27 protein-coding genes are annotated in these 26,603 nt (G+C 71.4%); 10 read left to right on the forward strand and 17 right to left on the reverse strand.

Annotated elements, in window-relative coordinates:
• Positions 1–70 precede the first annotated feature (70 nt).
• Positions 71–208, forward strand: coding sequence for a hypothetical protein (locus tag J5X75_RS07930; protein WP_208466656.1), 138 nt, complete (start codon positions 71–73; stop codon positions 206–208).
• A 906-nt stretch (positions 209–1,114) separates the two neighbouring features.
• On the opposite strand, the gene J5X75_RS07935 is transcribed toward J5X75_RS07930, so the two are convergent.
• From J5X75_RS07935 to metX, 4 genes are read right to left on the reverse strand one after another with little or no spacing between them, the layout of a single operon-like run.
• A complete protein-coding gene (locus J5X75_RS07935) occupies positions 1,115–1,786 on the reverse strand; it encodes a DUF6461 domain-containing protein (RefSeq protein ID WP_307797973.1) in 672 nt (223 codons plus the stop codon).
• Positions 1,787–1,804: 18 nt separating this feature from the next.
• Positions 1,805–2,278 carry a CoA-binding protein gene (locus J5X75_RS07940; RefSeq protein WP_208466658.1) on the reverse strand — a complete coding sequence of 158 codons (474 nt, stop codon included), beginning with the start codon at positions 2,276–2,278 and terminating at the stop codon, positions 1,805–1,807.
• Complete coding sequence (locus tag J5X75_RS07945; RefSeq protein ID WP_307797974.1) at positions 2,275–3,576, reverse strand: O-acetylhomoserine aminocarboxypropyltransferase/cysteine synthase family protein; 1,302 nt, start codon at positions 3,574–3,576, stop codon at positions 2,275–2,277. Before J5X75_RS07945 ends, J5X75_RS07940 begins: the two co-directional genes overlap by 4 nt.
• Before the next feature lie 45 nt (positions 3,577–3,621).
• Positions 3,622–4,770 carry a homoserine O-acetyltransferase MetX gene (gene metX / locus J5X75_RS07950; RefSeq protein ID WP_208466660.1) on the reverse strand — a complete coding sequence of 383 codons (1,149 nt, stop codon included), beginning with the start codon at positions 4,768–4,770 and terminating at the stop codon, positions 3,622–3,624.
• An 89-nt stretch (positions 4,771–4,859) separates the two neighbouring features.
• Between metX and J5X75_RS07955 the strand changes: the two genes are divergently transcribed.
• Together J5X75_RS07955 and J5X75_RS07960 are read left to right on the forward strand one after the other, a co-directional pair.
• Positions 4,860–5,408, forward strand: coding sequence for an OsmC family protein (locus tag J5X75_RS07955; RefSeq protein ID WP_208466661.1), 549 nt, complete (start codon positions 4,860–4,862; stop codon positions 5,406–5,408).
• Positions 5,409–6,635, forward strand: coding sequence for an NAD(P)-binding domain-containing protein (locus J5X75_RS07960; protein WP_307797975.1), 1,227 nt, complete (start codon positions 5,409–5,411; stop codon positions 6,633–6,635).
• Here J5X75_RS07960 and J5X75_RS07965 read toward each other — a convergent pair.
• Positions 6,613–7,119: a GNAT family N-acetyltransferase gene (locus J5X75_RS07965; RefSeq protein ID WP_208466662.1), complete on the reverse strand. Its 507-nt coding sequence runs from the start codon at positions 7,117–7,119 to the stop codon at positions 6,613–6,615. The two genes, J5X75_RS07960 and J5X75_RS07965, sit on opposite strands and share 23 nt — an antisense overlap.
• Here J5X75_RS07965 and J5X75_RS07970 point away from each other — a divergent pair.
• Both J5X75_RS07970 and J5X75_RS07975 read left to right on the forward strand, forming a co-directional pair.
• Positions 7,118–7,693, forward strand: a complete 576-nt coding sequence (locus J5X75_RS07970; protein WP_208466663.1) for a helix-turn-helix domain-containing protein — start codon at positions 7,118–7,120, stop codon at positions 7,691–7,693. The genes J5X75_RS07965 and J5X75_RS07970 overlap by 2 nt on opposite strands.
• Positions 7,690–8,943 (forward strand): MFS transporter, encoded by a 1,254-nt coding sequence (locus J5X75_RS07975; RefSeq protein WP_208466664.1) that lies wholly within the window; start codon positions 7,690–7,692, stop codon positions 8,941–8,943. Before J5X75_RS07970 ends, J5X75_RS07975 begins: the two co-directional genes overlap by 4 nt.
• On the opposite strand, the gene J5X75_RS07980 is transcribed toward J5X75_RS07975, so the two are convergent.
• Positions 8,851–9,729 carry a hypothetical protein gene (locus J5X75_RS07980; RefSeq protein ID WP_208466665.1) on the reverse strand — a complete coding sequence of 293 codons (879 nt, stop codon included), beginning with the start codon at positions 9,727–9,729 and terminating at the stop codon, positions 8,851–8,853. The two genes, J5X75_RS07975 and J5X75_RS07980, sit on opposite strands and share 93 nt — an antisense overlap.
• Positions 9,730–9,798: 69 nt before the next feature.
• On the opposite strand from J5X75_RS07980, the gene J5X75_RS07985 reads away from it, so the two are divergent.
• Together J5X75_RS07985 and J5X75_RS07990 are read left to right on the forward strand one after the other, a co-directional pair.
• A complete protein-coding gene (locus J5X75_RS07985; RefSeq protein ID WP_208466666.1) occupies positions 9,799–10,551 on the forward strand; it encodes a helix-turn-helix domain-containing protein in 753 nt (250 codons plus the stop codon).
• 17 nt (positions 10,552–10,568) lie between these two features.
• Positions 10,569–11,483, forward strand: coding sequence for a YobF C-terminal domain-containing protein (locus J5X75_RS07990; protein WP_307797976.1), 915 nt, complete (start codon positions 10,569–10,571; stop codon positions 11,481–11,483).
• A 7-nt stretch (positions 11,484–11,490) separates the two neighbouring features.
• Here the strand turns inward: J5X75_RS07990 and J5X75_RS07995 are convergent, their stop codons facing one another.
• The 10 genes from J5X75_RS07995 to J5X75_RS08040 all read right to left on the reverse strand — a co-directional run bounded on the left by J5X75_RS07995 (position 11,491) and on the right by J5X75_RS08040 (position 20,314).
• Positions 11,491–12,327, reverse strand: coding sequence for an LLM class flavin-dependent oxidoreductase (locus tag J5X75_RS07995; RefSeq protein WP_208466667.1), 837 nt, complete (start codon positions 12,325–12,327; stop codon positions 11,491–11,493).
• Between the two features lie 118 nt (positions 12,328–12,445).
• Positions 12,446–12,790: a VOC family protein gene (locus tag J5X75_RS08000; RefSeq protein WP_208466668.1), complete on the reverse strand. Its 345-nt coding sequence runs from the start codon at positions 12,788–12,790 to the stop codon at positions 12,446–12,448.
• A complete protein-coding gene (locus J5X75_RS08005; protein ID WP_208466669.1) occupies positions 12,790–13,569 on the reverse strand; it encodes a MerR family transcriptional regulator in 780 nt (259 codons plus the stop codon). The genes J5X75_RS08000 and J5X75_RS08005 overlap by 1 nt, the downstream gene beginning before the upstream one ends.
• Before the next feature lie 57 nt (positions 13,570–13,626).
• Positions 13,627–14,343 (reverse strand): ABC transporter ATP-binding protein, encoded by a 717-nt coding sequence (locus tag J5X75_RS08010; protein ID WP_208466670.1) that lies wholly within the window; start codon positions 14,341–14,343, stop codon positions 13,627–13,629.
• Entirely contained in the window at positions 14,316–15,137 is an 822-nt protein-coding gene (locus J5X75_RS08015; RefSeq protein ID WP_208466671.1) for an ABC transporter permease, read from the reverse strand. The genes J5X75_RS08010 and J5X75_RS08015 overlap by 28 nt, the downstream gene beginning before the upstream one ends.
• Complete coding sequence (locus J5X75_RS08020) at positions 15,134–16,084, reverse strand: aliphatic sulfonate ABC transporter substrate-binding protein (RefSeq protein WP_208466672.1); 951 nt, start codon at positions 16,082–16,084, stop codon at positions 15,134–15,136. The genes J5X75_RS08015 and J5X75_RS08020 overlap by 4 nt, the downstream gene beginning before the upstream one ends.
• A gap of 15 nt (positions 16,085–16,099) precedes the next feature.
• Positions 16,100–16,609 carry a flavin reductase family protein gene (locus J5X75_RS08025; protein ID WP_208466673.1) on the reverse strand — a complete coding sequence of 170 codons (510 nt, stop codon included), beginning with the start codon at positions 16,607–16,609 and terminating at the stop codon, positions 16,100–16,102.
• Entirely contained in the window at positions 16,606–17,760 is a 1,155-nt protein-coding gene (locus J5X75_RS08030) for an LLM class flavin-dependent oxidoreductase (RefSeq protein ID WP_208466674.1), read from the reverse strand. The genes J5X75_RS08025 and J5X75_RS08030 overlap by 4 nt, the downstream gene beginning before the upstream one ends.
• A gap of 92 nt (positions 17,761–17,852) precedes the next feature.
• Positions 17,853–18,749 carry a LysR family transcriptional regulator gene (locus tag J5X75_RS08035; RefSeq protein WP_307797977.1) on the reverse strand — a complete coding sequence of 299 codons (897 nt, stop codon included), beginning with the start codon at positions 18,747–18,749 and terminating at the stop codon, positions 17,853–17,855.
• Between the two features lie 65 nt (positions 18,750–18,814).
• Entirely contained in the window at positions 18,815–20,314 is a 1,500-nt protein-coding gene (locus tag J5X75_RS08040) for a M1 family metallopeptidase (RefSeq protein WP_208466675.1), read from the reverse strand.
• Between the two features lie 134 nt (positions 20,315–20,448).
• Between J5X75_RS08040 and J5X75_RS08045 the strand changes: the two genes are divergently transcribed.
• The 3 genes from J5X75_RS08045 to J5X75_RS08055 all read left to right on the forward strand — a co-directional run bounded on the left by J5X75_RS08045 (position 20,449) and on the right by J5X75_RS08055 (position 24,685).
• Entirely contained in the window at positions 20,449–22,209 is a 1,761-nt protein-coding gene (locus tag J5X75_RS08045; protein ID WP_307797978.1) for a hypothetical protein, read from the forward strand.
• Between the two features lie 9 nt (positions 22,210–22,218).
• Complete coding sequence (locus tag J5X75_RS08050) at positions 22,219–23,274, forward strand: NYN domain-containing protein (protein ID WP_208466676.1); 1,056 nt, start codon at positions 22,219–22,221, stop codon at positions 23,272–23,274.
• Between the two features lie 187 nt (positions 23,275–23,461).
• Positions 23,462–24,685, forward strand: a complete 1,224-nt coding sequence (locus J5X75_RS08055) for a sensor domain-containing phosphodiesterase (RefSeq protein WP_208466677.1) — start codon at positions 23,462–23,464, stop codon at positions 24,683–24,685.
• Here the strand turns inward: J5X75_RS08055 and J5X75_RS08060 are convergent.
• On the reverse strand, positions 24,625–26,433 hold the full coding sequence (locus J5X75_RS08060; RefSeq protein ID WP_208466678.1) for an amino acid adenylation domain-containing protein: 1,809 nt from the start codon (positions 26,431–26,433) through the stop codon (positions 24,625–24,627). The genes J5X75_RS08055 and J5X75_RS08060 overlap by 61 nt on opposite strands.
• Between the last annotated feature and the right edge of the window lie 170 nt (positions 26,434–26,603).

Raw genomic sequence — 26,603 nt, forward strand, 5'->3', positions numbered from 1 at the left:
TCGACCAGGATCCGGGACCTTTCAGCTGGAAAGTTCTCGAACTGGTCGAGGACCGGAAAGGAGCAGAACCGTGACGGACGGCCCTCAAAGAAGTCGTCGATGGTGGCAGAACCCGGCGGCGGTGGCGGCGTTGATCAGCGCCCTCGCCGCTCTGCTGACCGCCATCGCGACACTCGCAGGTGTGCTCAAGGGGAACGGCCCCGCCTAGCCTGACAGCTAGAACAGGGCCGTACGTGGTAGGTGGTCCGCCCTCATCGTTTTGCCGCGTCGGGGGCGGGCCTTCTACGCGTCGAGCGGGCGATGACCCGCTTGATCTCGATTCTCGACGGATACCCCTGCCTGGACGGCGGTAACGTCGTGCTCTCGCTCGCGAGACTAATCAAGTCTTTCTGACGTGCCTGCGCCTGGGTTTCATCTCCGTGTAAACGGCTGGCTACCGACACCTCGCATGATCAGGCATTCGGTGGTGTCAACGGCGGCTGAAAATGGGTTCTGGTCCTGACCCCATCTCGTGATCGCAACTGACCCCAGGGTGTCTGATCCGCGGCTGAGCAGAACGCGTTTGCGGAGAAGATCGAACTGGCGGCGAAGCCCCTGGGCCCAGGACGGTGGTCGAATCCACGCTGACGTGCCATGTGATCAACCCGGCCGCATCAGCCAAGGACTGCAACCCGGTCAGGGCCTGCGCCCACACCCCGGCCCGCTGCGTCGGGCCATGTGAGGGTGATTTTCTGGTCGTTGAAACGCCACACGGCACGCCAACCGCTGTTCTTGGGTTCGATTCTCGCCACGATCGAACGGTACCCGTGCCCTGGGGAGAAAGGCCAAAATCAATTGACGCCAATGGTGGTGGTTAAGCGTCGAATGCGCACTCACAGAAGTTGGATAAACATGGACGAAGGCTGGTCGAAATGGGGCCGTAAATGCGACTCGTAACCCCTCGGTCGCGAGTTCGAGTCCCGCTTGCCCCGCCAAGTGAAGCCTGGGCCGGCTTCATTCACTCCGGCCGGTGATCGCAGCGGGCCGTGACGAGGTCTGCGATCGCGGCCCGCAGGCTTTCGGCCGCATGGCCTGGCCTCGTCGTGGCCCGGGACGGCGAGGCCGATCCTGCCATTCAGGACGATCCATTCGACGGGCCGAAGTCCAGGACGGCCCCGAGCGGAACTGGTCCCTCGCCCGCGTAGTCGCCGCCCAGCGATGCCGCTGGTGAGTCGTCCTCGGCGAGCGTCAGACTGGGCCAGGGCCCGGCGAGCGCTGCGTCGTCCAGGGTGATGCCGAGGTGCTCGAGTACGAGGGCCACCACTGGAGCCATCCCGGCGCCCTCGCCTTCGTGGGCGGCGAGCACCTCCTCCACCCGATCCCACCAGGGGCCGAACGGTTCAGACCGGCTGTGCCGCATCCCGGGCTCGAAGTACTCGACGCACTCTCCGTCGCGCCAGTACTGGAAGACGTCGATGCCTTCGGTGGTCGCCACACTGTACGTCTCAGTTCCCCGAGACAACTCCGCGAGCGATTCCTCCGCAAGGCCGATGCTGCCGTCCTCCTCGACGCAGAAGACCCATTCACCGATCCTGCCGGCCCGCAGCAGCGACACCGTCCCGTCACCTGATTCGCCCGAGACCAAGTCCGAGGCCGCGTCCCAGTCGAGCAGACGTGCCTGGTCCGGGTCGGCCCCGTACCGGGCGAACACGTCCTCGGGGCCGAGTGCGCGGGTGAAGGTAACGCATAGCCAAGTCCTCGCCCCGCGGAGCGGGCGGGACGGGGAATTCGGCGGTGGGCGGTCCACCGCGTACCGGAAATGGGTTTATTGAAGGCCGGAGCGGACTGAGGTGATGCGCTGGGTGTTGAAGCCGAGCCAGTGCATGCGGCCTACGTAGCGGGCGTGTTCGACTTTCAGGCAGCGATCCACGATGACGGTGAGGCCGCCGGATGTGGCGATATCGGCGCCCTCCTGGTTGATCACGCCGAACTGGGTCCACAGTGTGTCCGCTCCGATCGCCACCGCCTCCCGGGCGATCTGCGGCAACGCGCTCGGGGCGCGGAAGACGTTCACCACGTCGACCGGTACGGGCACGTCGGCGAGACTCGGGTAGGACGTCTCCCCGAGGATCGTGGACTCGCGTGGGTTGACCGGGATGACGCGGTAGCCGTGCCGCCGCATGTAGTAGCCGACGAAATAGCTGGCTCTCAACTCGTTTCCGGACAGGCCGACGATCGCGATCGTCTTCGCCGTGTTGAGCACCCGCTGGATGGTCAGCGGATCCTGGTATCGATTCACCGTTCCGCCACCTCCCGGAAGCCCTGCTCCAGGTCCCAGATCAGGTCCTCGACCGACTCGGTGCCGACCGACAGCCGGACCGTTCCCGGCCCGACCCCGGCGGCCCGCAGCTCGTCGTCGCTCAGTTGCCGGTGTGTGGTGCTGGCCGGATGGATGATGAGGCTCTTCGCGTCGCCGATGTTTGCCAGGTGTGACCACAGCCGGACGCCGCGGATGAGGGTCTGGCCGCCGTCGCGCCCGCCCGCGCAGTCGAACGAGAAGACCGCGCCCGCGCCGAGCGGAAGATACCTCTCCACCAGCGGCTGGTAGCGGCTGCCGGGCAGGCCCGGGTAGGTGATGTTCGAGGCCAGCGGGTGGGTGGACAGGAACTCGGCGACCCGCCGGGCGTTGGCCACGTGCCGTTCCATCCGCAGTGACAGCGTCTCCAGGCCTTGGAGGAACAGGAACGCGTTGAACGGCGACATCGCGCCACCCAGGTCCCGCAGCGTCTCGGCGCGCAGCTTCATGAGGTAGCCGTAGGTGCCGAACGTCTCGTGGAACTTCAAGCCGTGGTACGCGGGCGAGGGGTCGGCGACCACCGGGAAACGGCCGTTGGACCAGTCGAACGTGCCGGCCTCCACGACCACGCCGCCGATGCTGGTGCCGTGCCCGCCGATGAACTTGGTGGCCGAGTGCACCACGATGTCGGCGCCCCAGTCGATCGGCCGGCACAGGTACGGCGTGGCGAACGTGTTGTCCACGATCAGCGGTAGCCCGTGCTCGTGGGCGATCCCGGCGATCGTGGCGATGTCCAGGACGTTGCCGCCCGGATTGCCGATCGTCTCGCCGAAGAACGCCTTCGTGGTGTCCCGGACCGCCTTGCGCCAGAGTGCCGGGTCGTCCGGGTCCACCCAGGTCAGCTCCACGTTCATCTTGCGCAGCAGGTGTTTGAGCTGGTTGACGGTGCCGCCGTAGAGCGCCGCCGAGGCGACCACGTGGTCACCCGGCTCCAGCAGGGTGAACAGGGCCGCCGCCTGGGCCGCGATGCCGCTGGCGAAGGCGACCGCGCCGCTGCCGCCCTCCAGGTTCGCCACCCGCTCCTCGAAGACGGCCACGGTCGGGTTCATGATCCGCGAGTACGTGTTGCCGTACTCCTGGAGGTTGAAGTAGGCGGCCGCCGACTCCGGATCCTCGAACACGTAGCTGGTGGTCTGGAAGATCGGCACCGCCCGGGCGCCGGTGTTCGGATCCGGCCGCTGCCCGGCGTGCAGCTGTCTGGTCTCGAACCCGAACTCGTGCGGCTCCTCCGCCCGGCTCACACCGTCACCTCCGCTTCGCTGCGGCGCCGACATGCGCAAGCTCGCTCATGAGATCTTCTCCTCCAGGAAGTCGCGGACGATGGGGGTCTGCCGGGCCTCCTCCAGCAGGAAACAGTCGTGACCGTAGGGCGCGTCGATGACGTGGTTCGCCACCGGTTTCCCCAGCCGGGTCAGCACGTCGGCGATCTCCCGGGAGGCGGACGGCGGGTAGAGCCAGTCGGAGCTGAACGAGATCAGCAGCGTCCGCGCCTGGACGCGAGCCAGCGCCGCCTCCAGCGAGCCGTGGTCGCGGGCCAGGTCGAAGTAGGTGAGCGCCCGGGACGTGTAGAGGTAGGTGTTGGCGTCGAAGCGGCGCACGAACGAGGCGGCCTGATGGCGCAGGTAGCTCTCCACCTCGTACTCGGGCTCGCTGATCGTGTAGCGGATGTCGGCGCCGGATTGCAGGCGGCGCCCGAATTTCGCCGCCAGGCCGGGCGCTGACAGGTAGGTGATGTGCCCGACCATGCGGGCCACGCCCATCCCGGCGTCGGGGGAGCGGCCGGTGCCGTAGTAGCGGCCACCCTGCCAGTCGGGGTCGCGCTGGATCGACTCACGGGCGATCGCGTTCCACGCCACCCCCTGTGGTTGCAGCGCGTGCGTGGAGGCGATGACGACGATCGCGCCGACCGCATCCGGGTGGTCGACGGCCCATTGCAGGGCCTGCATGCCGCCGAGGGAGCCGCCGGCCACCGCGGCCAGCCGGTCGATGCCGAGCTGGGCCAGGAAGGCGCGTTCACACCGGACCATGTCGGCGACCGTGATCACCGGGAAGTCCGGCCCGTACGGTTCGCCGGTGGCCGGATCGACCGACGACGGGCCGGTCGTGCCACGGCAGCCGCCAAGCAGATTGGTGGAGACCACGAACCAGCGGTCGGTGTCGAACGCCTTGCCGGGCCCGATCATCCCGTCCCACCAGCCGAGGCTCTTCTCGAAACCCTCCCGGGTGCCCTCCTGCGGGGGAACCGCGGCGATTCCGGCGGCGTGTGCGTCACCGGAGAGCGCGTGGCAGACGAGAATGACGTTGTCCCGATCGGGGGCGAGGGTGCCGTACGTCTCGTAGGCCACCCGGACCGACCGCAGCTCGCGCCCACAGTCGAGCGGCAGTGGTTCCGGCAGGTCCAGGAACCGCGTCTTTACCACACCGACTGTCGTCATCAGGAAACAACGCTAGGCCAGGCCAAGATCATTGTCTAGCATCCCGATGGGTGTTGTAGAAGAGTGGATCAAGCGGAAGGATTCCAGCCATGACCACCACCGATAACGGCGTCAACGTTCAGGCCCTGCTCGATGCGCGTGAGGCCCTCAAGGGTGCGCCGGAGGCCGCCCAGTTCATCTGGCGGGCCACCTCCACGTGGAAGAACGGCGTGCACAGCACCACCACGATCCAGAACTTCTTCGGTCTCGGCCAGGAGCAGTCGCACAAGACGAAGACCGAGTTCACCGCCGACCACCCGGAGATCTTCGCGGCCGAGGACAACGGCATCACCCCGATCGAGTACCTTCTGGTCGGCCTGGCCGGCTGCCTCACCGCCGGCGTCGCCTCGGTCGCCCAGAACCGGGGCATCCAACTGCGTTCGGTCACGTCGACGGTCGAGGGCAACCACGACATCCGCGGCATCCTCGGCGCCGACAGCGACGTCCGTAACGGCTTCAACGACGTCAAGGTCACCTTCGCCATCGACGCCGACGCCAGCCGTGAGGAGATCGAGGCCCTGGTCGCGCAGTCGCAGAAGCGGTCCGCCGTCTACGACGCGCTCACCAACCCGACCAGCGTCACGGTCGAGGTCGCCTGAGTGTCGCAACGGGTCACCACGGTCGTCATCGGCGCCGGGCACGCCGGCCTCGCCGCCAGCCACTTCCTGAGCGAGCGGTCGATCGACCACATCGTGCTGGAGCGGGGCCGGATCGCCAACTCGTGGCGGCGGGAACGCTGGGACTCGCTGCGCCTGCTCACGCCGAACTGGCTGAACCGGCTGCCCGGCCACGGGTACGGCGGGCCGGATCCGGACGGGTACATGACGGCCGGCCAGGTGGCCGACTTCATCGGCGACTTCGCGACGGACACCGCCGCGCCGGTCCGGGAGAACACCGCGGTCACTTCGGTACGGCGTACCGATGGCGGCTATCGGGTCTCCACCGACGAGGGTGACCTGGACTGCGCGACCGTCGTGATCGCGTCTGGCGCGTGCAACGCGCCGGTCGTGCCGGAGTGTGCGGCCGGCGTGCCCGACGGGATCACGCAGCTGACCCCGTTCGAGTACCGCAACCCCGGATCGCTGCCCGACGGCGGGGTGCTCGTGGTCGGGGCGTCGGCGACCGGCGTGCAACTCGCCGCCGAGGTGCGACGGTCCGGGCGGCCGGTCGTGCTGTCGGTGGGCGAGCACGTACGCCTGCCACGGACCTATCGTGGCCGTGACGTGCTGTGGTGGATGGACGCGGCCGGGGTGTGGGCGCAGCGTTACGACGAGATCGAGGACCTCGCCCGCGCCCGGCGGTTGCCGTCGCCGCAACTGGTCGGGGAACCGGGCACCACCATCGACCTCAACGCGCTGACCGGGCTCGGCGTCGAACCGGTCGGGCGGCTGGCGGTGGTCCGGGACGGGGTGGCGCTGTTCTCCGGCGGCCTGCGCAACGTCTGCTCGCTGGCCGACCTCAAGATGAGACGGCTGCTGGCCGGATTCGACGAGTGGGCCGGGATCGGTGACGGCCCGGCCGGGTTCGAGCCGACCCGGATTCCGGCCGCGCCGAGGCTGCGGCTCGACCTGCGGGGCGGCGAGATCGCCACGATCATCTGGGCGACCGGGTTCCGTCCCGACTACCGCTGGCTGGACGTGCCGGTCGTCGACGAGAAGGGCCGGCTGCGCCACGACGGCGGTGTCGTGGACAGTCCGGGGCTTTACGCGCTGGGCCTGCCGGTGCTGCGCCGCCGCAGGTCGACACTGCTGCACGGCATCGAGGACGACGCCCGCTTCGTCGCCGGGCACCTGGCCGAGCGGCTCACGCCAAGGGTAGTCGCATGATGGTCAGGTCCAGCCAGCGGCCGAATTTCGTGCCCACCTCACGAATCGTGCCGGCGTGCTCGAACCCGAACCGCTCGTGCAGCCGGATTGACGACGTGTTGCCCGCCTCGATGCCGGCCACCATGACGTGGTGCCCGGCCTCCCGCGCGGCGGCGATCACCGTCGTCATCAGGGCCGATCCGATGCCGAGGCCGTGCCGGTCCTCGCGGACGTACACCGAGTTCTCCACCGTGTGCCGGTAGCCGTCGAGCGGCCGCCACGGTCCGTAGGTGGCGAATCCGGCCACCTGCCCATCGATTTCAGCCACGAACGCCGAACCCCGTGCCAGGTGCGCTGCCAGCCACGCGGTCGCCTCGGCCGCCGACTGCGGCGTCTCGGTCCACAGCGCCGTCGTCTGCTCGATGGCCCGGTTGCGGATCGCCCGGATGCCCTCCATGTCACCGACGTCGGCCGCCCGGATCGTCGTCTCGTATATTAGATTCATGTCCAATATCGTAGACCCGCTGGTGGGGCGAATCGCAAGCCGCATCCGGTCGGAGCGCGAAGGCCGCCGGTGGACCCTGGCCCAGCTCGCCGACGCCTCCGGGGTGTCACCCGCGATGATCAGCCGGATCGAGCGCGGCGAGAGCAGCCCCACCGCCGTCATCCTGGGCAAACTGTCGGCCGCCTTCCAGCTCAGCATCGCCGCCCTGCTCGCCGAGACCGACTCTGAGCCGGTGAGCGGGGTCCGCCGCCGGGACGAGGCCGTCGAGTGGCGGGATCCCGCGACCGGTTACCGGCGCCGCCAGATCACCGGCCCCGACTTCCCGGCCGAGATCGCCGAGATCCACCTGCCGCCAGGCGCCCGGGTGCCCTACCCGGCGGCCGCGTTCGCCTTCATCCGGCAGGTCGTGTGGGTCCTCGACGGCGAGCTCACCTTCCACGACGGCGACACCGTGCACGTGCTCGGGCCGGGCGACACCATCGAGCTCGGCGAACCGGCGGAACGGGCCTTCGTCAACGCCACCGGCAGCGAGTGCCGGTACACCGTGATCCTCACTCGGCACACCGCGCCGTGACCGTCGTCCGCCTGCTTCTCGCCACCATCGCCGGCACGGCCATCGCCAACAACTACGCCATCCAGCCCGCGCTGGCCACGATCGCCGCCGACCTCGGAGCCGGACTCTCGCTGATCGGGCTCGTGCCCACGGCCGCGCTCGCCGGGTGCATGGCCGGATTCGCCCTGCTGCTGCCGCTCACCGACCGGATCGCCCCGGACCGTCTCGTCGCCGCGCATCTCGCCGTTCTGGCCACCGCGCTGACCGTCGCCGCGACCGGGTCTCACCCGGCCGTCCTGCCGGCCGCCTACCTCGTCATCGGCGCCGCCGCGAGCGTGGCGGCACAGGCCGGCGTCATCGCCGGACGGCACGCGCCGGCCGGGCAGCGGACGGCCGCCATCGCCACGGTGGCCGCCGGGATGTCGGCCGGGATCCTGCTCAGCCGTCTTGCCGGCGGAGTACTGACCGACCTGCTCGGATGGCGGTGGATGCTGCTCGCCTTCGCCGCCGTCGCCCTGGCCGGAGCGGTCGCCGCCAAGCTGCTGCTGCCCGGCGCCCGGCCCGGCGCGGACCGGAATCTCGCCACCGAGTCGGCAAGCCAGCCCGGCATCGACCGGGGAAGCGCCACCGGTCCGCGCGCCGGCCAGACCTACGCCGCCGCGCTGGTCGCGCTTCCCCGGCACCTGCGCCGCCACCGGGCGCTGCGCTGGGCGGTCGCCTCGGGCGGCCTCTGGTATCTGGCCTTCCACCTCGTCTGGGTCACCCTGGCGCTGGCGCTGGCCCCCCTCGGCCCGACCGTCATCGGCCTCTACAGCCTGGCCGGGCTTCTCGGCTTCGCCGTCCTGCCGTACGCCGGGCGCGTCACCGACCGCTACGGTCCTCCCACCGTCATCGCGGCAAGCCTGCTGATCGCCGCCGCCGGAGCCGCCCTGCTCGCGACCGGCCTCGACCACCCACCGGTCACCGCGCTCGGCCTGGCCCTGCTCGACGCCGGCTGTTTCGCCGCCCAGGCCGCCAACCAGAGCCGCGTCCAAGCCCTCGACCCGCGCCAATCCGGCAGCCTGAGCAGCGTCTACCTGGTGCTGTACTTCGCCGTCGGGGCGATCGGCGCCGCCCTCGCCGCGCCGCTGCTGCACGGCGCCGGCTGGCACGGCGCCGTTCTGGTCGCCCTCGCCGCCTTACTCGCGGCTCTCGTCGTGGACCAGGCGGCCGTACGAGGTGAGCGTCCGCAGCGCCTGGAACGTGACGAACCCGCGCCACTCCAGACGTGACGCCTCACTCGGCGGCTCCCAGGTGACCGGCCAGCCGCCGTCCGGCAGTTGCGCGGCGGCCAACTGGTCCAGGTGCGCGTCGATCTGGGCGTCGTCGAAGAGTTTCCGCCACGGTGAATCCGCGGTCGGCGCGACGTGCAGGGGTGTGAGACCGTACTCGCCGGGCGTCGGCGTGACCTGGAACATCGATGTGCCGATCATCTGCTCCAGGACGGCCGGGGCGTGCTTCTCGGCCCGTTCCCGGTCCGGAACGTGCGCCAGGAACGCCATCACCTCGGACAGCCCGTGCACCTCGTCCGGCAGGGTGCCGGTCTCGACGGCGTCCCAGCAGAACCGGGCCGCCGCCGCCCGCCACGGGTGGTCGAAACCGAGCGCGTACAGGTGCCCGGCCAGCCCGGCGGTCGGATTGACACCGGGCTGATAGGTCCAGTCGGTCCAGTGGGCGGCCCGCGGATGGTCCTCGATCACCGGGAACGCGAGCGGCACCGCACCGCCGACGGACACCCCGGCCAGGTAGTCGCAGGCGTGGTTCAGCAGGCGGGCGTCGTGGGCGCCGGCGATCGCCATCGACTGGAAGGCGATCTCCACGTCGATCGGCAGGCTGGCCGGGCAGCGCTTGTCGGGTTCGAGACCGTGGCCGAAACCGCCGTCGGCGTTCCGATAGGCGCGCAGCGCGTCCACCACCCCGTCCGGTGACGCACCGTCGAAACAGGTGGCGAAGAGGCGGCGCTCCAGCGGGCGGGCCTCACGTTGCAGGAAACGGGCGGCAGCCAGGAAATCGGTCATGCGCCGACGATAGGCAGCGGTGTCCGGCGCCGTCTTGTAGGAAACGGACACCCGGCGATACTGGGATCCATGGGCTACCGGGAGTGGGCGCCGCCGCCTTCGCTGCGTGGCTCCGTGGTCTGCCTGTGGCGCCGGACCCCCTCCGCCGGCGACTCCCCGGCGCTGGTGCTGCCGGACGGCTGCGTCGACCTCATCTGGGAGCAGGGGCGCGGGGCGTTTCTCGCCGGTCCGGACACCGGGCCGATGCCGGCCACGATTCCGGCCGGCAAGACCATGATGGGGGTACGCCTGAGGCCCGGCGCCGGAGGACCGCTGCTCGGCATGCCGCTGGACCCGCTGCGTAACCTCCGCGTCGACCTGTCCGACCTGCGCCCCGAGGCGGCCCGGCGGCTGCCGGACGACCTGCCCCCGGCCGAGGCGCTGCACCGGCTCGTGACCATCTCCGGTGGGTTCGCCGAGGACCGGCCACCGGACCCGGCCATGCTCGCGGCGGCGCGGTGGCTGGATGACCCGCACACACAGGTTCACGACCTCAGCGCGCGGCTGGACATCGGCGACCGCCAGTTGCGGCGCCGGTTCACCGCGGCGGTCGGCTACGGGCCGAAGGTCCTGCACCGGGTGCTGCGATTCCGCCGTTTCCTGGACCTGTTGGACTCGGCGGGCGGCCTCGGTGAACTCGCGGTCCGGGCCGGTTACGTGGATCAGGCCCACCTCAGCCGGGAAACCGTGGCCCTCGCCGGGCTGCCGCCGGCCGCGCTCGCCCGGACCGTCAAGGCGCGTGGGAAGCAACCTGTGCAGGCGGTTGACTCTCCCACCGTGTGAGGCGCCAGCCTGGGTCTGTGACTGACTACATCGGATCCGGTCCCTACTGTTACGCCAACTCGCTGGCCATGATGCTCGGCGCCGGAGCGCCATCGCCGTCGACGATCGAGGTGCTGACCGGCTCGCCGTTCGGCTTCGAGATCCTCGGCGGAGGCCTACCCCTCTTCGATCCGTACGGGTGGGATCCGGACCGTGGTCTGGACGACGCGATCGCCCTGCTCGGCTGGACGTGCGAACGCGCCGGCGCCGAGGACGACGAGCAGGCACTCGCCAGGCTGCGAGACGCGTTGGAGGCCGGGCCGGTGCTGGCCGGACCGGTGGAGTTCGGCCTGCTCCGGCACCTGCCGGGGATGACCGGCCCGATCGGGTCGGACCACTTCGTCGCGGTGCTGGAGATCGACGGCGACCTGGTGCGCTTCCACGACCCGCACGGCTGCCCCTACGCGACCCTGCCGGTGCCCGACTTCCTGGCCAGCTGGCGTGCCGACACCATCGGTTACCGATCCACGGCGTACACGATGCGAAGCTCTTTCCGGCGGGTCCGGGAGGTCGCCGCCGACGATGCGCTGCGCGCGAGCCTGCCCGCAGCGGCGGCCTGGCTGCGTGGCCGCGACCTCCCGGTTCCCGCCGGGACGCTCGGGGGAGCACCCGGCGTGCTCCTGCTCGCCGACCAGGTGGCCGAGGGCCTGAAGCCCGAGGTGCGGGATCACCTGGCCCACTTCGCGATCCGGGTGGGCGCACGGCGGCTCGCCGATGCGGCCGCCGTGCTCACCCGGCTCGGCCACCCCGCGGCCGCCGCGGTCGCCACCCGGCAGGCGCGGCTGGTCGGAGCGCTCCAGCGGGACATCGTGGCCGGCGACATGAAGCCCGCCGCCGCGACGTTGCGGCTGCTGGCGCCGACCTATGCGGAGCTGGCCGAGGCGTTGTCCTGACCGGGCGTCAGAACACGATGCCGGCCAGGGCCTCCACCTGGGCGGGATCCTCGCCGTAGCAGTAGAACACCAGCTCGTCGGCGCCGAAGTCGCGGTAGGCGGCCACCGTGTCGGCGATCTGGGCCGGATCGGAGAGCGGCCGCCCCCAGTCGGAGCGGCCGGTGAAGGCGTAGTAGCCGGCGATGGCCCGGCTCGCCTGTTCGACGGTGGCGGCCGGGCCGACGGCCACGTTGATCTGGCAGACCAGACGTGGCCGGCCGGCCCGGCCGGCCGCCTCCCATTCCTCGTTGACCGCCTCCACGAGCGGGCCCGCCCAGGTGAGCGGGGCGGCGCAGAGGAAGCCGTCGGCGTGTGCCGCGATGCGCCGCAGCGCGGGACGGGCGAAGCCGCCGATGAGGATCTGCGGGCCGGTCGGGGTGAGCGGGCGCGGCCCGATGGGCGAGCCGCCGTACGGCTGACCCTGCCAGATGCGGCGGAGGGCGGGCAGCTGTTCGTCGAGTGCCCGCCCGCGCCGGTTCAGCGGGGTGCCGGCGGCCAGGTGGTCGTCCTCCCGCCCGCCGACACCGATGCCGAGCACGAACCGCCCACCGGACATCCGGTCGAGGGTGGCGACCTGCTTGGCCAGCAGGGCGGTCTGCCGCAGCGGGCCGAGCAGCACCTCGGTCTGCAACCGGATGCGGGTGGTCGCGCCGGCCAGGGCGGCCAGCGTGATCAGCGGTTCGGGATTGTCGAAGGTGAGACGGTCCAGCAGGGCGAGGCTGTCGAAGCGGTGGGCTTCCGCCGACCGGGCCCAGTCGAGCAGGCGGGCCGGTGCGCTGATGGGAAGGCCGAGGCCGAAATCCATGGAACTCTCCGTGCGGTAGGCAGCGAACATCGAGTCGCCACCTCCTCCCCGCGCTTCGGGCGGAGTCCCTGGCCCGTCTGCGACGTGTCTCCTGGGCCGGGAAGCGGAGTTCCGGTGACTATACCCTGGCCACGCAGAACTCGTTGCCCGACGGATCACGCAGCACCGTCCAGCGGACGCCGTACTCGTCGTGGTCGCCCTCGTGGGTCGCGCCGAGATCGAGCAACCGCTTGACCTCCGCCTCGTGGTCGTCCGAGGAGAAGTCGAGATGGCAGCGGTTCTTCGCCGCCTTCGATTCGCCGACCTGCAAGAACATCAGAGTGGGGCCGGCGTCCGCGGACCCGATGGTGGCGTGGAACCGGTTGGCGCCGTCGTCGACCGGCCGGTCCAGCGCGCGCGACCAGAATCCGGCCAGCTCGGCGGCGTCGGCGCAGTCGAATGTGATGTTCTCCAGCTTGAGCATCATTCCTCCGTCAGGTGTAGTGGCCAGCAGATCTCGGTGCGATAGGCGTCCTCGGTCACCCCGTCGCCCGGCCCGAGCAGGTAGGACTCCCGGACCGGCCCGGCGATGGCCAGCCCGGTCCCGGCCAGCCAGGCGCCCAGCGACCGGTAGCCGGTGACCATCTCCCGGTACGGGCCGGTGAACTCGGTGACCGCGAACCGTCCGCCCGGCAGCAGGGTCGGCCCGTCCGCGGCGGGCATGTAGGCGGTCACCGGCACCGGCTCGTCCCGGTACTCGGCCGGGAACACGGCGCCCGGCGGCCCCACCGCGGTGACGGCCGTGAGCTGCCGGTACGCCTCGCCGAGGAACCCGGCGAAGTCGTTCTCGGCCACCTCCCGGGTGATGGTGAACGCGCGGACCGGCGGCAGGATCCGCTCGGTGACCGCCGCCGGGGTCACCATCTCCGGCGCGTCCAACAGCTCACCGGTGGTGCGCAGCACCCGTTCCACGTGGGCCGCCCGGTCCAGCATCCGGTCCCGGTGCTCGGCCAGCAGCCGCCGGGTGACCTCCGGATCCCGGGCGGCCAGGATCTCCCGGATCGCGGCCAGCGGCACATCCAGCTCCCGCAGGTGCCGGATCACCGCCGCGTCCCCGAACTGGGCGACCCGGTAGCCGCGGTACCCGGTGCGCGGGTCGACCACGGCCGGTTCCAACAGCCCCGACTCGTGGTAGGCCCGCAGTGTGTTAGCCGAGATCAGCGTCGCCCGGGAGAACGCGCCGATCGGCAGGAGTCCGTCCATGCCGCCCAGTCTCGACCTTCACCCGGGGCGAAGGTCAAACACCGGAGAAGGCGGCTTTCAGACGGCCGGCACGCCGAGCCGGTCGAGCAGGTGCCGCCGCAGCCCGCCGAAGCCGGGATCGTCCTGGTGGCGCGGGCGGGGAAGGCCGATCGGCAGCTCCTCGGCGATCCGCCCGCCCTCGAGGACGAGGGCCCGGTCGGCCAGCAGCAGCGCCTCGTCCACGTCGTGGGTGACCAGCAGGGCGGCGAAACCGTGCCGGTCCCGCAGGCGTTGCAGCAGCTGTTGCATCCGCAGCCGGGTCAGCGCGTCGAGGGCGCCGAACGGCTCGTCCAGCAGCAGCAGTTCCGGCTCGCGGACCAGGGCGCGGGCGACCGCCACCCGCTGGGACTGGCCGCCGGACAGTTCGGCCGGCCAGGCGTCACCGCGGTCGCCGAGGCCCACCTCGGTGAGGGCGGCGAGCGCACGGGCCCGGGCGCCCGCGCCGGGCAGGCCGAGCGCCACGTTGTCGGCGACCCGTTTCCACGGCAGCAGCCGGTGTTCCTGGAAGACGACGCCGTAGTGGTCGGGGACGACGATGTCGCCGGTGGCCTCCGGATCGAGGCCGGCCAGTGCGCGCAGCAGGGTGCTCTTGCCGGAGCCGCTGCCGCCGAGCAGCGCGACCACCTCGCCGCGGCCGACGGTGAGGTCGGCGCCGTCCAGGACGACCGCGTCGCCGAAGGCCCGGCGCAGGCCGGTGACCCGTACCGTCAGGTCGCCTGCAGGCCGCGTCGCCATGCGAGGGTCCTCCGTTCCGCGATCCGGATCAGGGTGTCGGAGAGCAGGCCGAGAACCGCGTAGACGAGCAGGCCGAAGACGACCACGTCGGTCTGCGCGAACTCGCGGGCCTCCATCATCAGGAAGCCGATGCCGGTCTGGGCGTTGACCTGCTCGCCGACGACCAGGCTGAGCCATCCGGCGCCGATCGCCAGCCGCAGCCCGAGGAACAGCGACGGCAGGGCGCCGGGCAGGACCACGTGCCGCAGCCGCTCCCACTGGTTGAGCCCACAGGTCTTGGCGGCCTCGACGAGTCGCTGGTCGATGTCGCGGATCCCGGCGTACGTGTTGAAGTAGAGCGGGAAGAAGCTGCCCAGCGCGACCAGGCTGATCTTCAGCTCCTCGCCGATGCCGACCCAGATGATCAGCAGTGGCACGAGTCCGAGGTGAGGCAGCATTCTGGCCATCTGCACGGGCGGGTCGATGGCGTTGTCGCCGACGCGCAGCAGGGCGGCGGTGGCGGCCAGCGCCACGGCCAGGGTGCCGCCGATCAGCAGTCCGACGGCGGCCCGGGTCAGCGAGTCGAGCAGGTGTTCGCTGAGCTGTCCCTCGGTGGCCAGCCGCCAGCCGGTTCGCGCGACCAGGCTGGGGGCGGGCACCTTCTCCTCGGGCAGGACGCCGGTGCGGGCGGCGGTCTCCCAGACCGCCAGCAGCACGAGCGGACTGATCAGCCGGTGCCAGCGCCGCGGCCCGCGGGTGCGCCGCCGCAGCGGTGTCCGGCTGCGCAGGGCGGGCGGGTCGGCGACCGCGGTCACAGCAGGGCCTCGTTGAACTGCTCGTCGATGCGTTCGGCGATCTTGACCTGGACCGGGATGAGGCCGAGCTTGGTGAAACCGTCGGCGATGGCCTGGAGCTCGGCGCCGATCTCCGGGGTGATCGGGGCGAGCGGTTTGGCGCTGCGGGCCAGGGCGCGGGTGGTGGTCGGTTCGTCGATCTTCAGCTCGGGGGAGAGGATCTTCGCGCGTTCGGCCGGGTTGGCGATGCCCCAGTCGGTGGTGGCCCGGTATTTGGCGAGGAACGTGCGGATCAGGTCGGTCTTGCCGGTGACCGCCTCCGGGGCGGCCAGCAGGTATTCGCGGTTGTTGGCGAGGTTGGTGGCGTCCGCCAGGATCTGGACACCGGGCTGTTCGGCGAGCGCGAAGTACGGGTCCCAGATGATCCACGCGTCGACCTGACCGGCGTCGAAGGCGGGGCGGCCCTCGGCGGGTTTCAGGTACTTCACGTTGATGTCGTCGATCGTCAGGTTGGCCTGTTCGAGCAACTTGACGAGTAGCCAGTTCACGTTGGAACCCTTGTTGAGCGCCACCGTCTTGCCCTTGAGGTCGGCGAACGTCTTGTACCCCTTGTCGGCCTTGACCAGCACGGCTTCACCCTGGGGGACCGGCTCGCTGGTACCGATGATCTTGAAGTTGATCTTGCCGGCGGCGGCGAAGATGGGCGGCGCCTCGCCGGTCTGGCCGATGTCGATGGCGCCGGCCTTGAGCGCCTCGGTGAGCGCCGGCCCGCTCTCGAACAGTGACCATTCCGCGTCGGGTGCGTCCCCGCGCGCCTTGGACAGGCTCAGCCCGCCGAAACGCTGGTAGCCGATGCGCAGCTTCCCGGGGGCGCTGTCGGCGCTCGCGCCGGATTCCGTCCCGCCGCAGCCGGCGAGAAACGCGGCGCCGGCGGCGCCGATCAGGAGACGACGGCGAGAGGTGGGCATGGGGAGATCTCCTTTTCAGCGGTACGGGGAAACGCGCCCGAATCCGGAACGGTGGAACACGAGTGGCCCGCCGTTCTGGTCCGTGCTGTGGTCGGCGGCGTGCAGGCGCAGAAGCACGATGGTGTGGTCGCCGGCCGTCACCTCGCGGTAGATGGAGCAGTCGAACCGGGCGAGCCCGTCGTCGATGGTCACCGCGCCGGTGCCGGTGGCCGACACGGCCGCGCCGTCGAACCGGTGCTCGACCGGCCCGGCGAGCCGCCGGCACAGCTCGCCGTGGTGGGCCGCCAGCACGGTGACCCCGAGGTGGCCCGCCCGGCGCAGGTCGGGCCACGTCTTCGAGGAGTTGGCGATGGACACCGACACCAGTGGCGGCTCCAGGCTCACCGAGGTGAACGAGCTGGCGGCCAGGCCCACCAGGATCCCGTCGACGGCCGCGGCAACGGCCACCACGCCACTGGGGAAGACCCCGAACGCCTGACGTAGGCGTACCGGATCGAGGTCCTGATCGGTGGTGAAGGAGGTCACCGCACGGCTCGTCCCACGGCGGCGAACGGCACGGTGGGGCTGCTGCGGCGGCGTGGCCGTTCGTCCTTCCACAGCCCGCGTTCGGCCAGGATCGGCAGGACGCCCTCGCCGAACCAGTAGGCGCCCTCCAGATGCGGGTACGCCGACAGCACGAACTCCTCGATGCCGAGCGCCGCGTATTCGGCGATCCGGTCGGCGACCTGCTCGTGGCTGCCGACCAGGGCGGTGCCGGCGCCGCCGCGGACCAGGCCGACCCCGGCCCACACGTTGGGGTAGATCTCCAGGTCGGTGGTCGTGCCGTCATGCAGGTCCAGCATCCGTTTCTGGCCCTCCGACTCGGACAGCCGCAGCCCGGCCTGGACCTTGGCGATCGTCTCCGGCGAGATCCCGGCGAGCAGCCGGGCGGCCTCGGCCCACGCCTCCTCGGCGGTGTCGCGGGTGATGGTGTGCATCCGGATGCCGAACCGGACCGTCCGGCCCTGCTCGGCGGCCAGACCGCGAATCCAGGCGATCTTCTCGGCCACCGCGGCGGGCGGCTCACCCCAGGTGAGGTAGACGTCGGCGTGTTTGGCCGCGACGATCCCGGCGGCCGGCGACGAACCGCCGAAGTAGATGTCCGGAACCGGATCGGGGATCTGGCTGAGGGTGGCCGCGTCGACCGACAGGTGCTCGCCCCGGAAATCGACGGTCTCACCGGCCCACAGCCGGCGCACGATCGTCAGGAACTCGTCGCAGCGGCGGTAGCGGGCGTCCTTGTCCAGGAAGTCGCCGTACATCCGCTGCTCGTGACTCTCCCCGCCGGTGACGACGTTGAGCAGCAACCGGCCGCCGGACATGTTCTGGAAGGTTCCGGCCATCTGCGCGGCCAGGAACGGGGAGACCACGCCGGGCCGGAAGGCGACCAGGAACTTGAGGCGCTCGGTGGTCTGGCTGAGCATCGCGGTGCTCAGCCAGGCGTCCTCGCACCAGGCGCCGGTCGGGGTGAGGGCGGCGGTGAAGCCGTTGTCCTCGGCGGCGCGGGCCACCTGGGTGAGGTAGGCGACGTCGGCGGGACGGCCGGAGCCGCCGGCGGCCACGCCGTGGCCGCCGCCGACGACATGCCGTCCGTCGCCGCCGTTGGTGGGCAGGAACCAGTGGAACGTGAGAGACATGCGAGCCCTTTCAACGCAATACCTATAGGCTCGCTAGATTTTGTGGGTCAGGCAAGTCCGGCGGTGACCGGAGACGCCGAACACCCCTTCGGCTACGTCGAACGGGCGAGCCGCACGATGGTCTCCTCGAAGTCCAGGATCGCCGGCGGCACCCGGTCGAACCGGCGCCGCAACAGCACCATCGTCACCGGCGGCACCTCCTCGGCCAGCGGCCGCAGGGTGATCAGCCCGGCCTGTTCGAGGGGGTCGCCGGCGATGCTGTAGTCCGGCAGGATGGCCGGGCCGGTGCCGCTGGCCACCAGCGACTTGCCCATCTCGGCGCCGTCCGCCGAATAGGTCTCCGGCGGCGGATCGCCATCGAACAGCCGCTGCGCGAGCCGGTGCATCAGATATCCCGGCCGCATCCCCACGAAGGCGCGGGCACGCAGGTCGTCGACGCTGATCCGGGCCTTGGCGGCGAGCGGGTCGTCGGTGCGGCAGCAGACCGCCGGCGTCCCGTGCAGCAGCGTCGTCCGGTGTAGGGCCGCCGGGAGGTCGTCACCCGGGAAGACGTTCACCAGGCCGACGTCGAGGCGGCCCTCCAGCAGGCCCTCCTCGATCTCCGGCTGGAACATCGTGGCGACGTCCACCGACGTGTTCGGGTGCCCGGCGCCGAACTCGCGGACCGTCGGCACCAGCAGCACCGACGTGCCGGCGTTGACCGTGCCGACCCGGATCGCCCGGCTGGTCCGTGCGTGATCGCGGGCGGCCGCCTTGAGTTGCGTCACCCCGGCCAGAATCTCGGTCATCAACGGCAACAGGTCACGGCCCTCGCGGCTCACGCGCGCCCCGGACCGGTGGCGCTCCAGCAGGGGTACGCCGAGTTCGCGCTCCAGGGTGCTGATCGCCTCACTGAGCGCCGACTGTGACACGTGCAGGTGCTCCCCGGCGCGGCGCAGAGACCCGTGACGAATCACCGCCGTCAGGTACTCCAGCTGTTCGAACCGCACCGCCTCGACCCTACCCGGCCACCCGGCGGCGGCCGCCGCCGGACGAGGGCGGCGGCCGCGTGTCCCTAGTGGTGGTGTGCCTGCTCGTGGGCGGCGGAGATGGCGGCCCACGACTTCGGCTCGGACGGGACGCTCAGCGTGGTGACGCCCAGGTCGGGGCGGCCCGGGGTGTAGAGCCACGTCGCCAGGAACGCGTCCAGGTCCACGCCGGAGATCTTCTCGGCCAGCGCCTGGAACTCCGGCGTGGTGCCGTCGCCGTCGCGGTTGGTGCCGGTCCACGCCTGGAGGATGGCGAAGAAGGCCTCGTCGCCGACCAGTTTGCGCAGGTGGTGGACGGTGAGCGCGCCACGGTCGTAGACCGCGCTGTGGAACAGCCGAGTGGGGCCGGGGTCGCCGGGCAGCACCTGCCAGAACGGGTCGTCCGCCGGGTGGGCGACCGAGTAGACGTAGTCGGCGATCTCGTCGGCGGTGCCCTCGTTCTGGTCCTCCGACCACAGCCACTGGGCGTACGACGCGAAGCCCTCGTTGAGCCAGATGTCCTTCCACTGGCCGAGCGCCACCGAGTCGCCGAACCACTGGTGCGCCAGTTCGTGGACCACGAGGGAGTTGTTGGTGCCGCGGGTGAACGAGACGCCGTCGTACACCGGACGGGTCTGGGTCTCCAGGGCGAAGCCCTGATCGTTGATGCCGGTGACCACGCCGCCGCGGGCGGTGAACGCGTAGGGGCCGAACTTCCCGGCCGCCCAGTCGATGATCTCGTCGGTGCGCTCCACGCTGGCCCGGGCGGCGGCCGCGGTGGTCGCGTCGAGGCGGGTGTCGTACGCCGTGACGATCGGGCTGCCGTCGGCGGAGGTGTCCCGGTACGTGTCGAAGTCACCGATCGCCAGGAATGTCAGATAGGTGGCCTGCGGCCGCTCCTGCCGCCACGACCAGCGGTCCCAGCCCACGAGCGCCTGCTGGGCCCACCGGGTCGGGGTGCCGTTGGAGATCACCTCGACGCCGTCCGGAACGAGCACCGACACGTCGAAACTGGCCTTGTCGGTGGGGTGGTCGTTGCTCGGGTACCACCACCAGGCGATCTCCGGCTCGTTGACGGCGAGCGCGCCGTCCGCCGTACGGTTCCACGAGGTGAAGCCGGACGCCACGACCTGTGACGGGATGTCGTCGTACTGCACCACGACGGTCACCTGGCTGCCCTTGCTGATCGGGCGGGCCGGGGTGACGACCAGTTCGTGGTCGCCCTGCCGGGTGAAGGTGGCCGCCCGGTTGTTGACCCGCACCGACTGGGTGGCCAGGGCGAAGTCCAGGTTGAAGGCGGACAGGTCCTGGGTGGCGGTGGCGAGAATCGTGGTGGTGCCGGTCAGACGGTCGGTGTCCGGGTAGTAGCGCAGGCGAATGTCGTAGTGGCCGACGTCGTAACCGCCGTTGCCGTACTCCGGGTAGTAGACGTCGCCGATGCCGGGGCTGCCGGGGGTGGGGGCGGCCTGAGCGCCGGCCTGGACGCCGAGGACGACGGTGAGGACGGCCGCGGTGACGGCGACGGTCCTGCTGAGCATGGGTCTCATGCGGGCAACGTACCAATGCATTTAAAACAATCAATAAACGTGATCCTGGGAACGGGAGGCGTTCCCGGACCGCGGCACCGTGATCATCGTGCGTGAGGCGATCGGGTTCTGACCCGTCACACCCGGCGGGGGACGTGGCCGACCGCCCGGAGCGGGCCGCTAACCTCGGGATTATCGAGGACGACCTGCGCCTGCTGCGCGCCTACGAGCCGGTGGCCCGGTTCACCGAAGGGGAGTACTTCTTCCCGGTTTCGGTCGAACGGTACGTGGGCCGCGCCAGCCTGTGGCGTGCCCGGCCCGGCAGCGGCCTGCAGCAGGAGGCGCCCCCGGGCGGGCTCACCCTGGATCGGCTGCCCGCCGACGGCGGCTACTCGCTGTCCGGCATCGGCGCCGGCGACCGGCACGCGCACATCCCGCTCCGGGAACGCCCACCCCACCTGCGCCGGTCCAGCCGGCTCGCCTCGGTCGGCCCGACCGCCCGCCTGGTCGACGCCATCAACCGGTTCTCCCTGCTGTTCCGCGGCAGCGTGCCCGGCGGCAGCGCCGCCCAGTCCTTCCTGCTGCAACGCGACCATCTCCGGCCGGACCAGCCCACCTACTACGGCCGGGTGCTGCGCGACGACCCGTGGATCGTCTGCCAGTACTGGTTTTTCTACAGCTTCAACAACTGGCGGTCGGCGTTCGGCGGCGTCAACGAGCACGAGGCCGACTGGGAACAGGTCACCGTCTACCTCGACGGCACCGTCACCGGCCCGGACGGGCTGCCGCCGCCCCGTTGGGTGGTCTTCTCCGCCCACGAGGAGACCGGCGACGACCTGCGGCGCCGCTGGGACGACCCGGACCTCACGGTCCACGCCGGCCGGCACCCGGTGGTGTTCGTCGGCGCCGGCTCGCACTCCGGCGCCTACCTGCCCGGCGACTACCTGGTCACGGTCAAGCCGCCGAAACTGCGCGGCCTGGTCGGGGCACTGCGCTGGTCGGCCCGGCTGTTCGCGCCCTGGCACCACCACCATCCGTCGGTCGGCATCCCGTACGTCGACTACGCCCGCGGCGACGGCCGCGCCGTCGGCCCCGGCCACGACGAATCGTGGCACCCGATCCTCATCGGCGACGACACCCCGTGGGTCCGCGGCTTCCGCGGCCTGTGGGGCCGCGACACCCGTGACCGGCTCGGCGGCGAACGCGGCCCGGCCGGGCCCCGCTACAGCCGCGACGGCACGGTCCGGCAGCCCTGGGCCGACCCGGTCGGCTGGGCCGGCCTCGCGAAGGTCGCTCCCAATCCGGAGGCCGAACGCAAACTCGCCGAGATCCGCCTGCAACGCGACCACGACCGCCTCACCGCACTCGACGACCAGATCACCGCCCTGCGGCAGGAACTCGCCATCGCCGCGGCCGGGCTCCCGGCCGGCTCGGCCGAGGTCCGCGGCCTGCTCCCGGACGAACGCCGGCTGCTCAACCTGCGCATGGAACACACCCGCCTCGCCGACGAACTGGCCGGCGCCGCCACCGCCGCACCGCTGACCGACCACCCGCACGCCCACCTGCTGCACCGGCGCGTCCCGCTGGAACCCGCCACCGGCCTCCGTGGCCGGATCATGTCGTGGTGGGCGGTTCTGAGCACCCCGCTGATCCTCGGCGCGCTCGGCGCCCTCGCCTTCCCGTTGGGCACCGGGGGAAGCGACATCGCCCTGGCCCTCCTGCTCGGCCTGCTCGCCGTGGAAGGCCTGGTCCGCGGCAAGTTCCTGGCGGTCCTGCTGCGCCTGATCCTGGCGGCCGCCGCGATCGGGGCACTGGTCCTGCTGTGGCTCGACGGCCGCTACGTCGTCACCTTCGTCTTCTTCGCCGCGGCGCTGCTGGTCCTGCTGGTCAACGTGCGCGAGGCGATGCGCAGATAGGCTCGCGGTGTGGACCAAGAAGAACGCATCGCCCTGTTCCTGGACTACGAGAACCTGGCGATCGGCGCCCGTGATCACCTCGGCGGCATGACCTTCGATCTGCGGCCGGTCACCGACGCCCTGGCCGAGCGCGGCCGGGTGGTGGTGCGCAAGGCGTACGCCGACTGGTCCTACTTCGACGAGGACCGCCGCCTGCTGACCCGCTCGCACGTCGAGCTCATCGACATCCCGCAGAAGATGGGCGCCTCCCGCAAGAACGCCGCCGACATCAAGATGGTCGTCGACGCCCTGGAACTCGCCTTCGAACGCGCCTACATCTCGACGTTCGTCCTCTGCACCGGCGACAGCGACTTCACCCCGCTCGTCCACAAGCTGCGCGAACTCAACAAGCGGGTGATCGGCGTCGGCGTCGAGCGCACCACCTCGGCGCTGCTGCCGCCCGCCTGTGACGAGTTCCTGTTCTACGACCACCTCGAAGGTGTCGAGATCCCGGTGCCCGCCGCTTCGCGTACCCGCCCGGCTCCCGCCAAGACCGTCACCAGGCCGGAACCCGCGCCGGTCCCGGAAACCGTCATCGACACTCCCGCCCGCGACCCGGAGTCGCTGGCCACGCTGGTCGCCCAGACCGTCTCCGGCCTGCAGCGCAGCGCCAGCGGCACGGTCACCGCCTCCACCCTCAAACGCACCCTGCTGCGCAAGGACCCGACGTTCAGCGAGGCCGACTACGGCTTCCGCGCCTTCGGCGAACTGCTGCGCCACCTCGCCGGCCGCAACGTCATCGAACTCGGCGACGGCCAGGCCAAGGGCGACCCGGAGGTCGCCCTGCCCGAACACGGCGACCGTGAGGCCGCGTTCGGCCTGCTCAAGTCGGTGGTCATCGACGCCGGGCCGGTCGCCCTCTCCGGAATCAAGAACCGGGTGCGCAAGCTCGCCCCCGACTTCAGCGAGAAGAAGCTCGGCTACCGCAGCTTCCTGCAGTTCGCCAAGGCCGCCGCCACCGCCGGCGCCATCGACCTGGCGTGGAACCCCGACATCGACGACTACCTCCTGACAAAACCCCATTGATCGTACGGGCGAAAAAGCCCCCAACCGCAAGGAAACCGCCCCGCCCGCGCCGCGCGGGCTTTCCGCGACGTCCCAGCCGTGACGCGCCCGCCGGGCGTGAGCGGCCCGTCGCCCGAGGATCCGCTCAGCAGGCGCGGTGAGCCCTCAAACGGTCGGCCCGGATGCCGATGAGACAGGTGTGAGTGTCATGCCCACGGGTCAGGTTCTGTCTGACGTCCTGCTCGACGTGCACTGCGTCTATCAGCCGTTCGTGGATGTCGACACCGGGGCGGTGCTGGCGTTCGAGGCGCTGATGCGCGGCCCCGAGGGAACACCCCTGCAATCGCCGATCGCGCTGCTGGAGGCGGCCCGCGCCGCCGGACGGCTGGCCGACCTGGAACGGGCCTCGCTGCTCGCCTCGCTGGGCGACGCCGCGCGGATGTCCGGTGGGCGGCCGGTGACGCTCTTCGTCAACCTGGAGCCCAGCACGCTGACGCAGCGGCTCGACGTCGTCCTCGAAGCGCTCGAGACGCGGGCCCAGCACGTGCAGTTGGTCGTCGAGATCACCGAGCGGGCGCTGTCCGAAGACCTCCCCGGGGTGCTGGCCGGGGCCGAGCGGCTGCGGGCCGCGGGCTGCGCCATCGCCCTCGACGACGTCGGTGTGAATCCGGCGTCGCTCGCCTTCATCCCGCTGCTGCGGCCGAAGGTGGTCAAGCTCGACCTCAAACTGCTGCGCACGGTCAAGGACCCGGCCACCGTCGCCGTCGCGGGGGCGGTCCGGGCGTACGCCGAGGAGGTCGGCGCCGAGGTCGTCGCCGAGGGCATCGAGACGCCGGAGGACCTCACCCGGGCGCTGGTGCTCGGGGCCACCCTGGGGCAGGGCTGGCTGTGGAGCCGGGGTGCGCGCGAATTCCCGCCGTCGACCTTCCGGCCCGAGCGGTTCACGCCCCAGCCGATCGGTGCGGCGTTGCAGAAGACGCCGTACGCGCTGCTCGACGGCAAACGCCGGACCCGGCACGCGCCGAAGCATCTGCTCGCGCCGCTGTCGACGACGCTGGAGCTGATGGCTCTCGAGGCCGCCGTGCCGCCGGTGCTGCTGGCGGCAATCGAGCACGTGCGGCACTTCCAGCCATCGATGCTGCACCGGTTCGCCGACCTGGCGGCCCGGCTGCCGTTCGTCGCCGCACTCGGCGTCGACATGCCGCCGGAGCCGGCGCCCGGGGTGCGCGGCGCCGCCCTGCACCCGCGGGATCCGCTGGCCAGCGAGTGGACCGTCGTGGTGCTGGGCGCGCACACCTCGGCCGCGCTGATAGCCCGTGACCTGGGGGACACCGGGCCGGATCCGGACCGTCAGTACGAGTTCGTCGTCACCTACGACCGGGCTCTGGTGACCGGGGCCGCCCACTCGATGGTGGGACGCCTCACCGGCTGACGCTCTGCCGCCGTCGTCCAGCCGTGGCGCCACGACGTCCAGGCCGACGCCGGCCTGGACGGGTTCGTGGCCGGCCTGGACGGGTTCGTGGCCGGCCTGGACGGGTTCGCGGTTGGCTGGGACGGGTTTGTGGCTGGCTGGGACGGGTTCGCGGTTGGCTGGGACGGGTTCGCGGTTGGCTGGGACGGGTTCGCGGTTGGCTGGGACGGGTTCGCGGTTGGCTGGGACGGGTTCGCGGTTGGCTGGGACGGGTTCGTGGCCGGCCGGAGCCGGTGACGCCGGGCTCCGGCGCGGGCGGCCGCCGCGTTCGCCTCGCGGCGCAGGCTGTCCCGGGCGTCGGCGGCGAGTTGCGCGTCGTGCCAGGCGGTCGCCTCGGCGGCGGCGGCCCACCGGTACAGCTGATCACGGACGGCGGCGACCGCCCGGCTCAGGACCAGCTCCTGGTCGACGGGGTGCAGTCGCGGATTCCAGCCGCCCTCGCCGGAGGCCAGATCGGCCAGCACCGTGGCGGGCAGGTCACCGCGCTCGACGGCGGCCGCGGCGGCACGGTGCAGGAAGCGGGCGCGGTCGGCGTACTCGGCGACGGTGCGCCGGGTGCGCGGTGTCCGGAACGCGGCGGCCGCGCTGACTCGCGCCAGCCGCTGTTCGGCGTCCTGCCAGCTCTGCCAGGCCTCGGCGGCGGCCCGATCGGTCTGCCGCCAGTGCTCCCGCCAGCGGTCGGCGGCCTCGGCGGCGCGGGAAGCCGCGACCAGCAACTCGGCGGCGTAACGCTGGGCCTCGACCGCCTCGGCGTGCCATCGGGCGAGAGCCTCCCGGCGACGGCGCACCGCCGGGATCCGGGCCGCCAGCGGGTGGAGACGCCGCCACGCGCCCTGACCGGCGGCTGCCAGCAGGCCGGGAATCCGGGGCGGGAACAGGCGCAGCCAGCGTGCCGTCCGGGCGCGGGCCGTCCGGATCCGTGGGGGAAGCTCGCGAAGACGCCGCGCCGCCCGGCGGCGGGCCGTGGCCGGCAATCCGGCGATGTGTGTCAGGGACCGAAGTAGATGCTGTCGTGCCTGGCGGCCGGTCGTGGCCGGCAATCCGGCGATGTGTGTCAGGGACCGAAGTAGATGCTGTCGTGCCTGGCGGCCGGTCGTGGCCGGCAATCCGGCGATGTGCGGCAAGTCGAGATGCAGATGCCGTCGTGCCCGGCGGCCGGTGGTGGCTGGCAATCCGGCGATGTGTGTCAGGGACCGAAGTAGATGCTGTCGTGCCTGGTGGCCGGTGGTGGCTGGCACTTCGGCGATGTGCGGCAGGTGCAGGTGCCGGTGCAGATGCAGACGTGCCTGGTGGCCGGTGGTGGCCGGCAATCCGGCGATGTGCGGCAGGTCGAGATGCAGATGCTGTCGTGCCTCGCGGCCGCTCGTAGCCGGCGCCTCCGCGACCCGCTCCCCGGCACTGCGGCGGACTGCGGTCGCGGTGCTGCGGCGGGGGACGGTCGCGGCGCGGCGGGGAGCGGTCGCGGCGCCGCGGCGGACTGTGGTCGCGGCTCTCGGAAGAAGCGTGGCCGGTCGGCGGCTCGGGGTCACCGGCACGGACAGGACACGATCGTGACCGCCGGCCAGGAACGCGGGGATGCCCGACAGCGAGCGGCGGAGGCGACGGCCGGCCACCAGGAAGAGCGGGGCCAGCGTCGACACCAGCGATGTCAGTCGGCGCGCGAACAACACGGACCATCGCGGCCAGGCGCGCGACAGGTCCTTGGGCATGTTCCCGACCGTACCCGCAGGCCGTGGCCACCTCATCCGCCCCAGAGGGTGATGTGAGGCTCTTTCGGCGCAGAAGTCGGGTGGCGCGAACCGCCTGAGCAAGCGATTCGCGCCACCGGGTAACGCGGTCGGCGGCGCGTATGCCCGCCGGGTGGCGGGAACCGGCTGGG

The organism is Actinoplanes flavus (assembly GCF_017592555.1).
GTDB lineage: Bacteria > Actinomycetota > Actinomycetes > Mycobacteriales > Micromonosporaceae > Actinoplanes > Actinoplanes flavus.

Excerpts from the sequence above, each read along its gene's own strand:
- metX (WP_208466660.1), bottom strand. The coding sequence starts at position 4,770 with ATGACGACAGTCGGTGTGGTAAAGACGCGGTTCCTGGACCTGCCGGAA.
- J5X75_RS07955 (WP_208466661.1), top strand. The coding sequence starts at position 4,860 with ATGACCACCACCGATAACGGCGTCAACGTTCAGGCCCTGCTCGATGCG.
- J5X75_RS07970 (WP_208466663.1), top strand. The coding sequence starts at position 7,118 with ATGTCCAATATCGTAGACCCGCTGGTGGGGCGAATCGCAAGCCGCATC.
- J5X75_RS07965 (WP_208466662.1), bottom strand. The coding sequence starts at position 7,119 with ATGAATCTAATATACGAGACGACGATCCGGGCGGCCGACGTCGGTGAC.
- J5X75_RS07980 (WP_208466665.1), bottom strand. The coding sequence starts at position 9,729 with ATGACCGATTTCCTGGCTGCCGCCCGTTTCCTGCAACGTGAGGCCCGC.
- J5X75_RS07985 (WP_208466666.1), top strand. The coding sequence starts at position 9,799 with ATGGGCTACCGGGAGTGGGCGCCGCCGCCTTCGCTGCGTGGCTCCGTG.
- J5X75_RS07995 (WP_208466667.1), bottom strand. The coding sequence starts at position 12,327 with ATGGATTTCGGCCTCGGCCTTCCCATCAGCGCACCGGCCCGCCTGCTC.
- J5X75_RS08000 (WP_208466668.1), bottom strand. The coding sequence starts at position 12,790 with ATGCTCAAGCTGGAGAACATCACATTCGACTGCGCCGACGCCGCCGAG.
- J5X75_RS08005 (WP_208466669.1), bottom strand. The coding sequence starts at position 13,569 with ATGGACGGACTCCTGCCGATCGGCGCGTTCTCCCGGGCGACGCTGATC.
- J5X75_RS08010 (WP_208466670.1), bottom strand. The coding sequence starts at position 14,343 with ATGGCGACGCGGCCTGCAGGCGACCTGACGGTACGGGTCACCGGCCTG.
- J5X75_RS08020 (WP_208466672.1), bottom strand. The coding sequence starts at position 16,084 with ATGCCCACCTCTCGCCGTCGTCTCCTGATCGGCGCCGCCGGCGCCGCG.
- J5X75_RS08030 (WP_208466674.1), bottom strand. The coding sequence starts at position 17,760 with ATGTCTCTCACGTTCCACTGGTTCCTGCCCACCAACGGCGGCGACGGA.
- J5X75_RS08040 (WP_208466675.1), bottom strand. The coding sequence starts at position 20,314 with ATGAGACCCATGCTCAGCAGGACCGTCGCCGTCACCGCGGCCGTCCTC.
- J5X75_RS08055 (WP_208466677.1), top strand. The coding sequence starts at position 23,462 with ATGCCCACGGGTCAGGTTCTGTCTGACGTCCTGCTCGACGTGCACTGC.
- J5X75_RS08060 (WP_208466678.1), bottom strand. The coding sequence starts at position 26,433 with ATGCCCAAGGACCTGTCGCGCGCCTGGCCGCGATGGTCCGTGTTGTTC.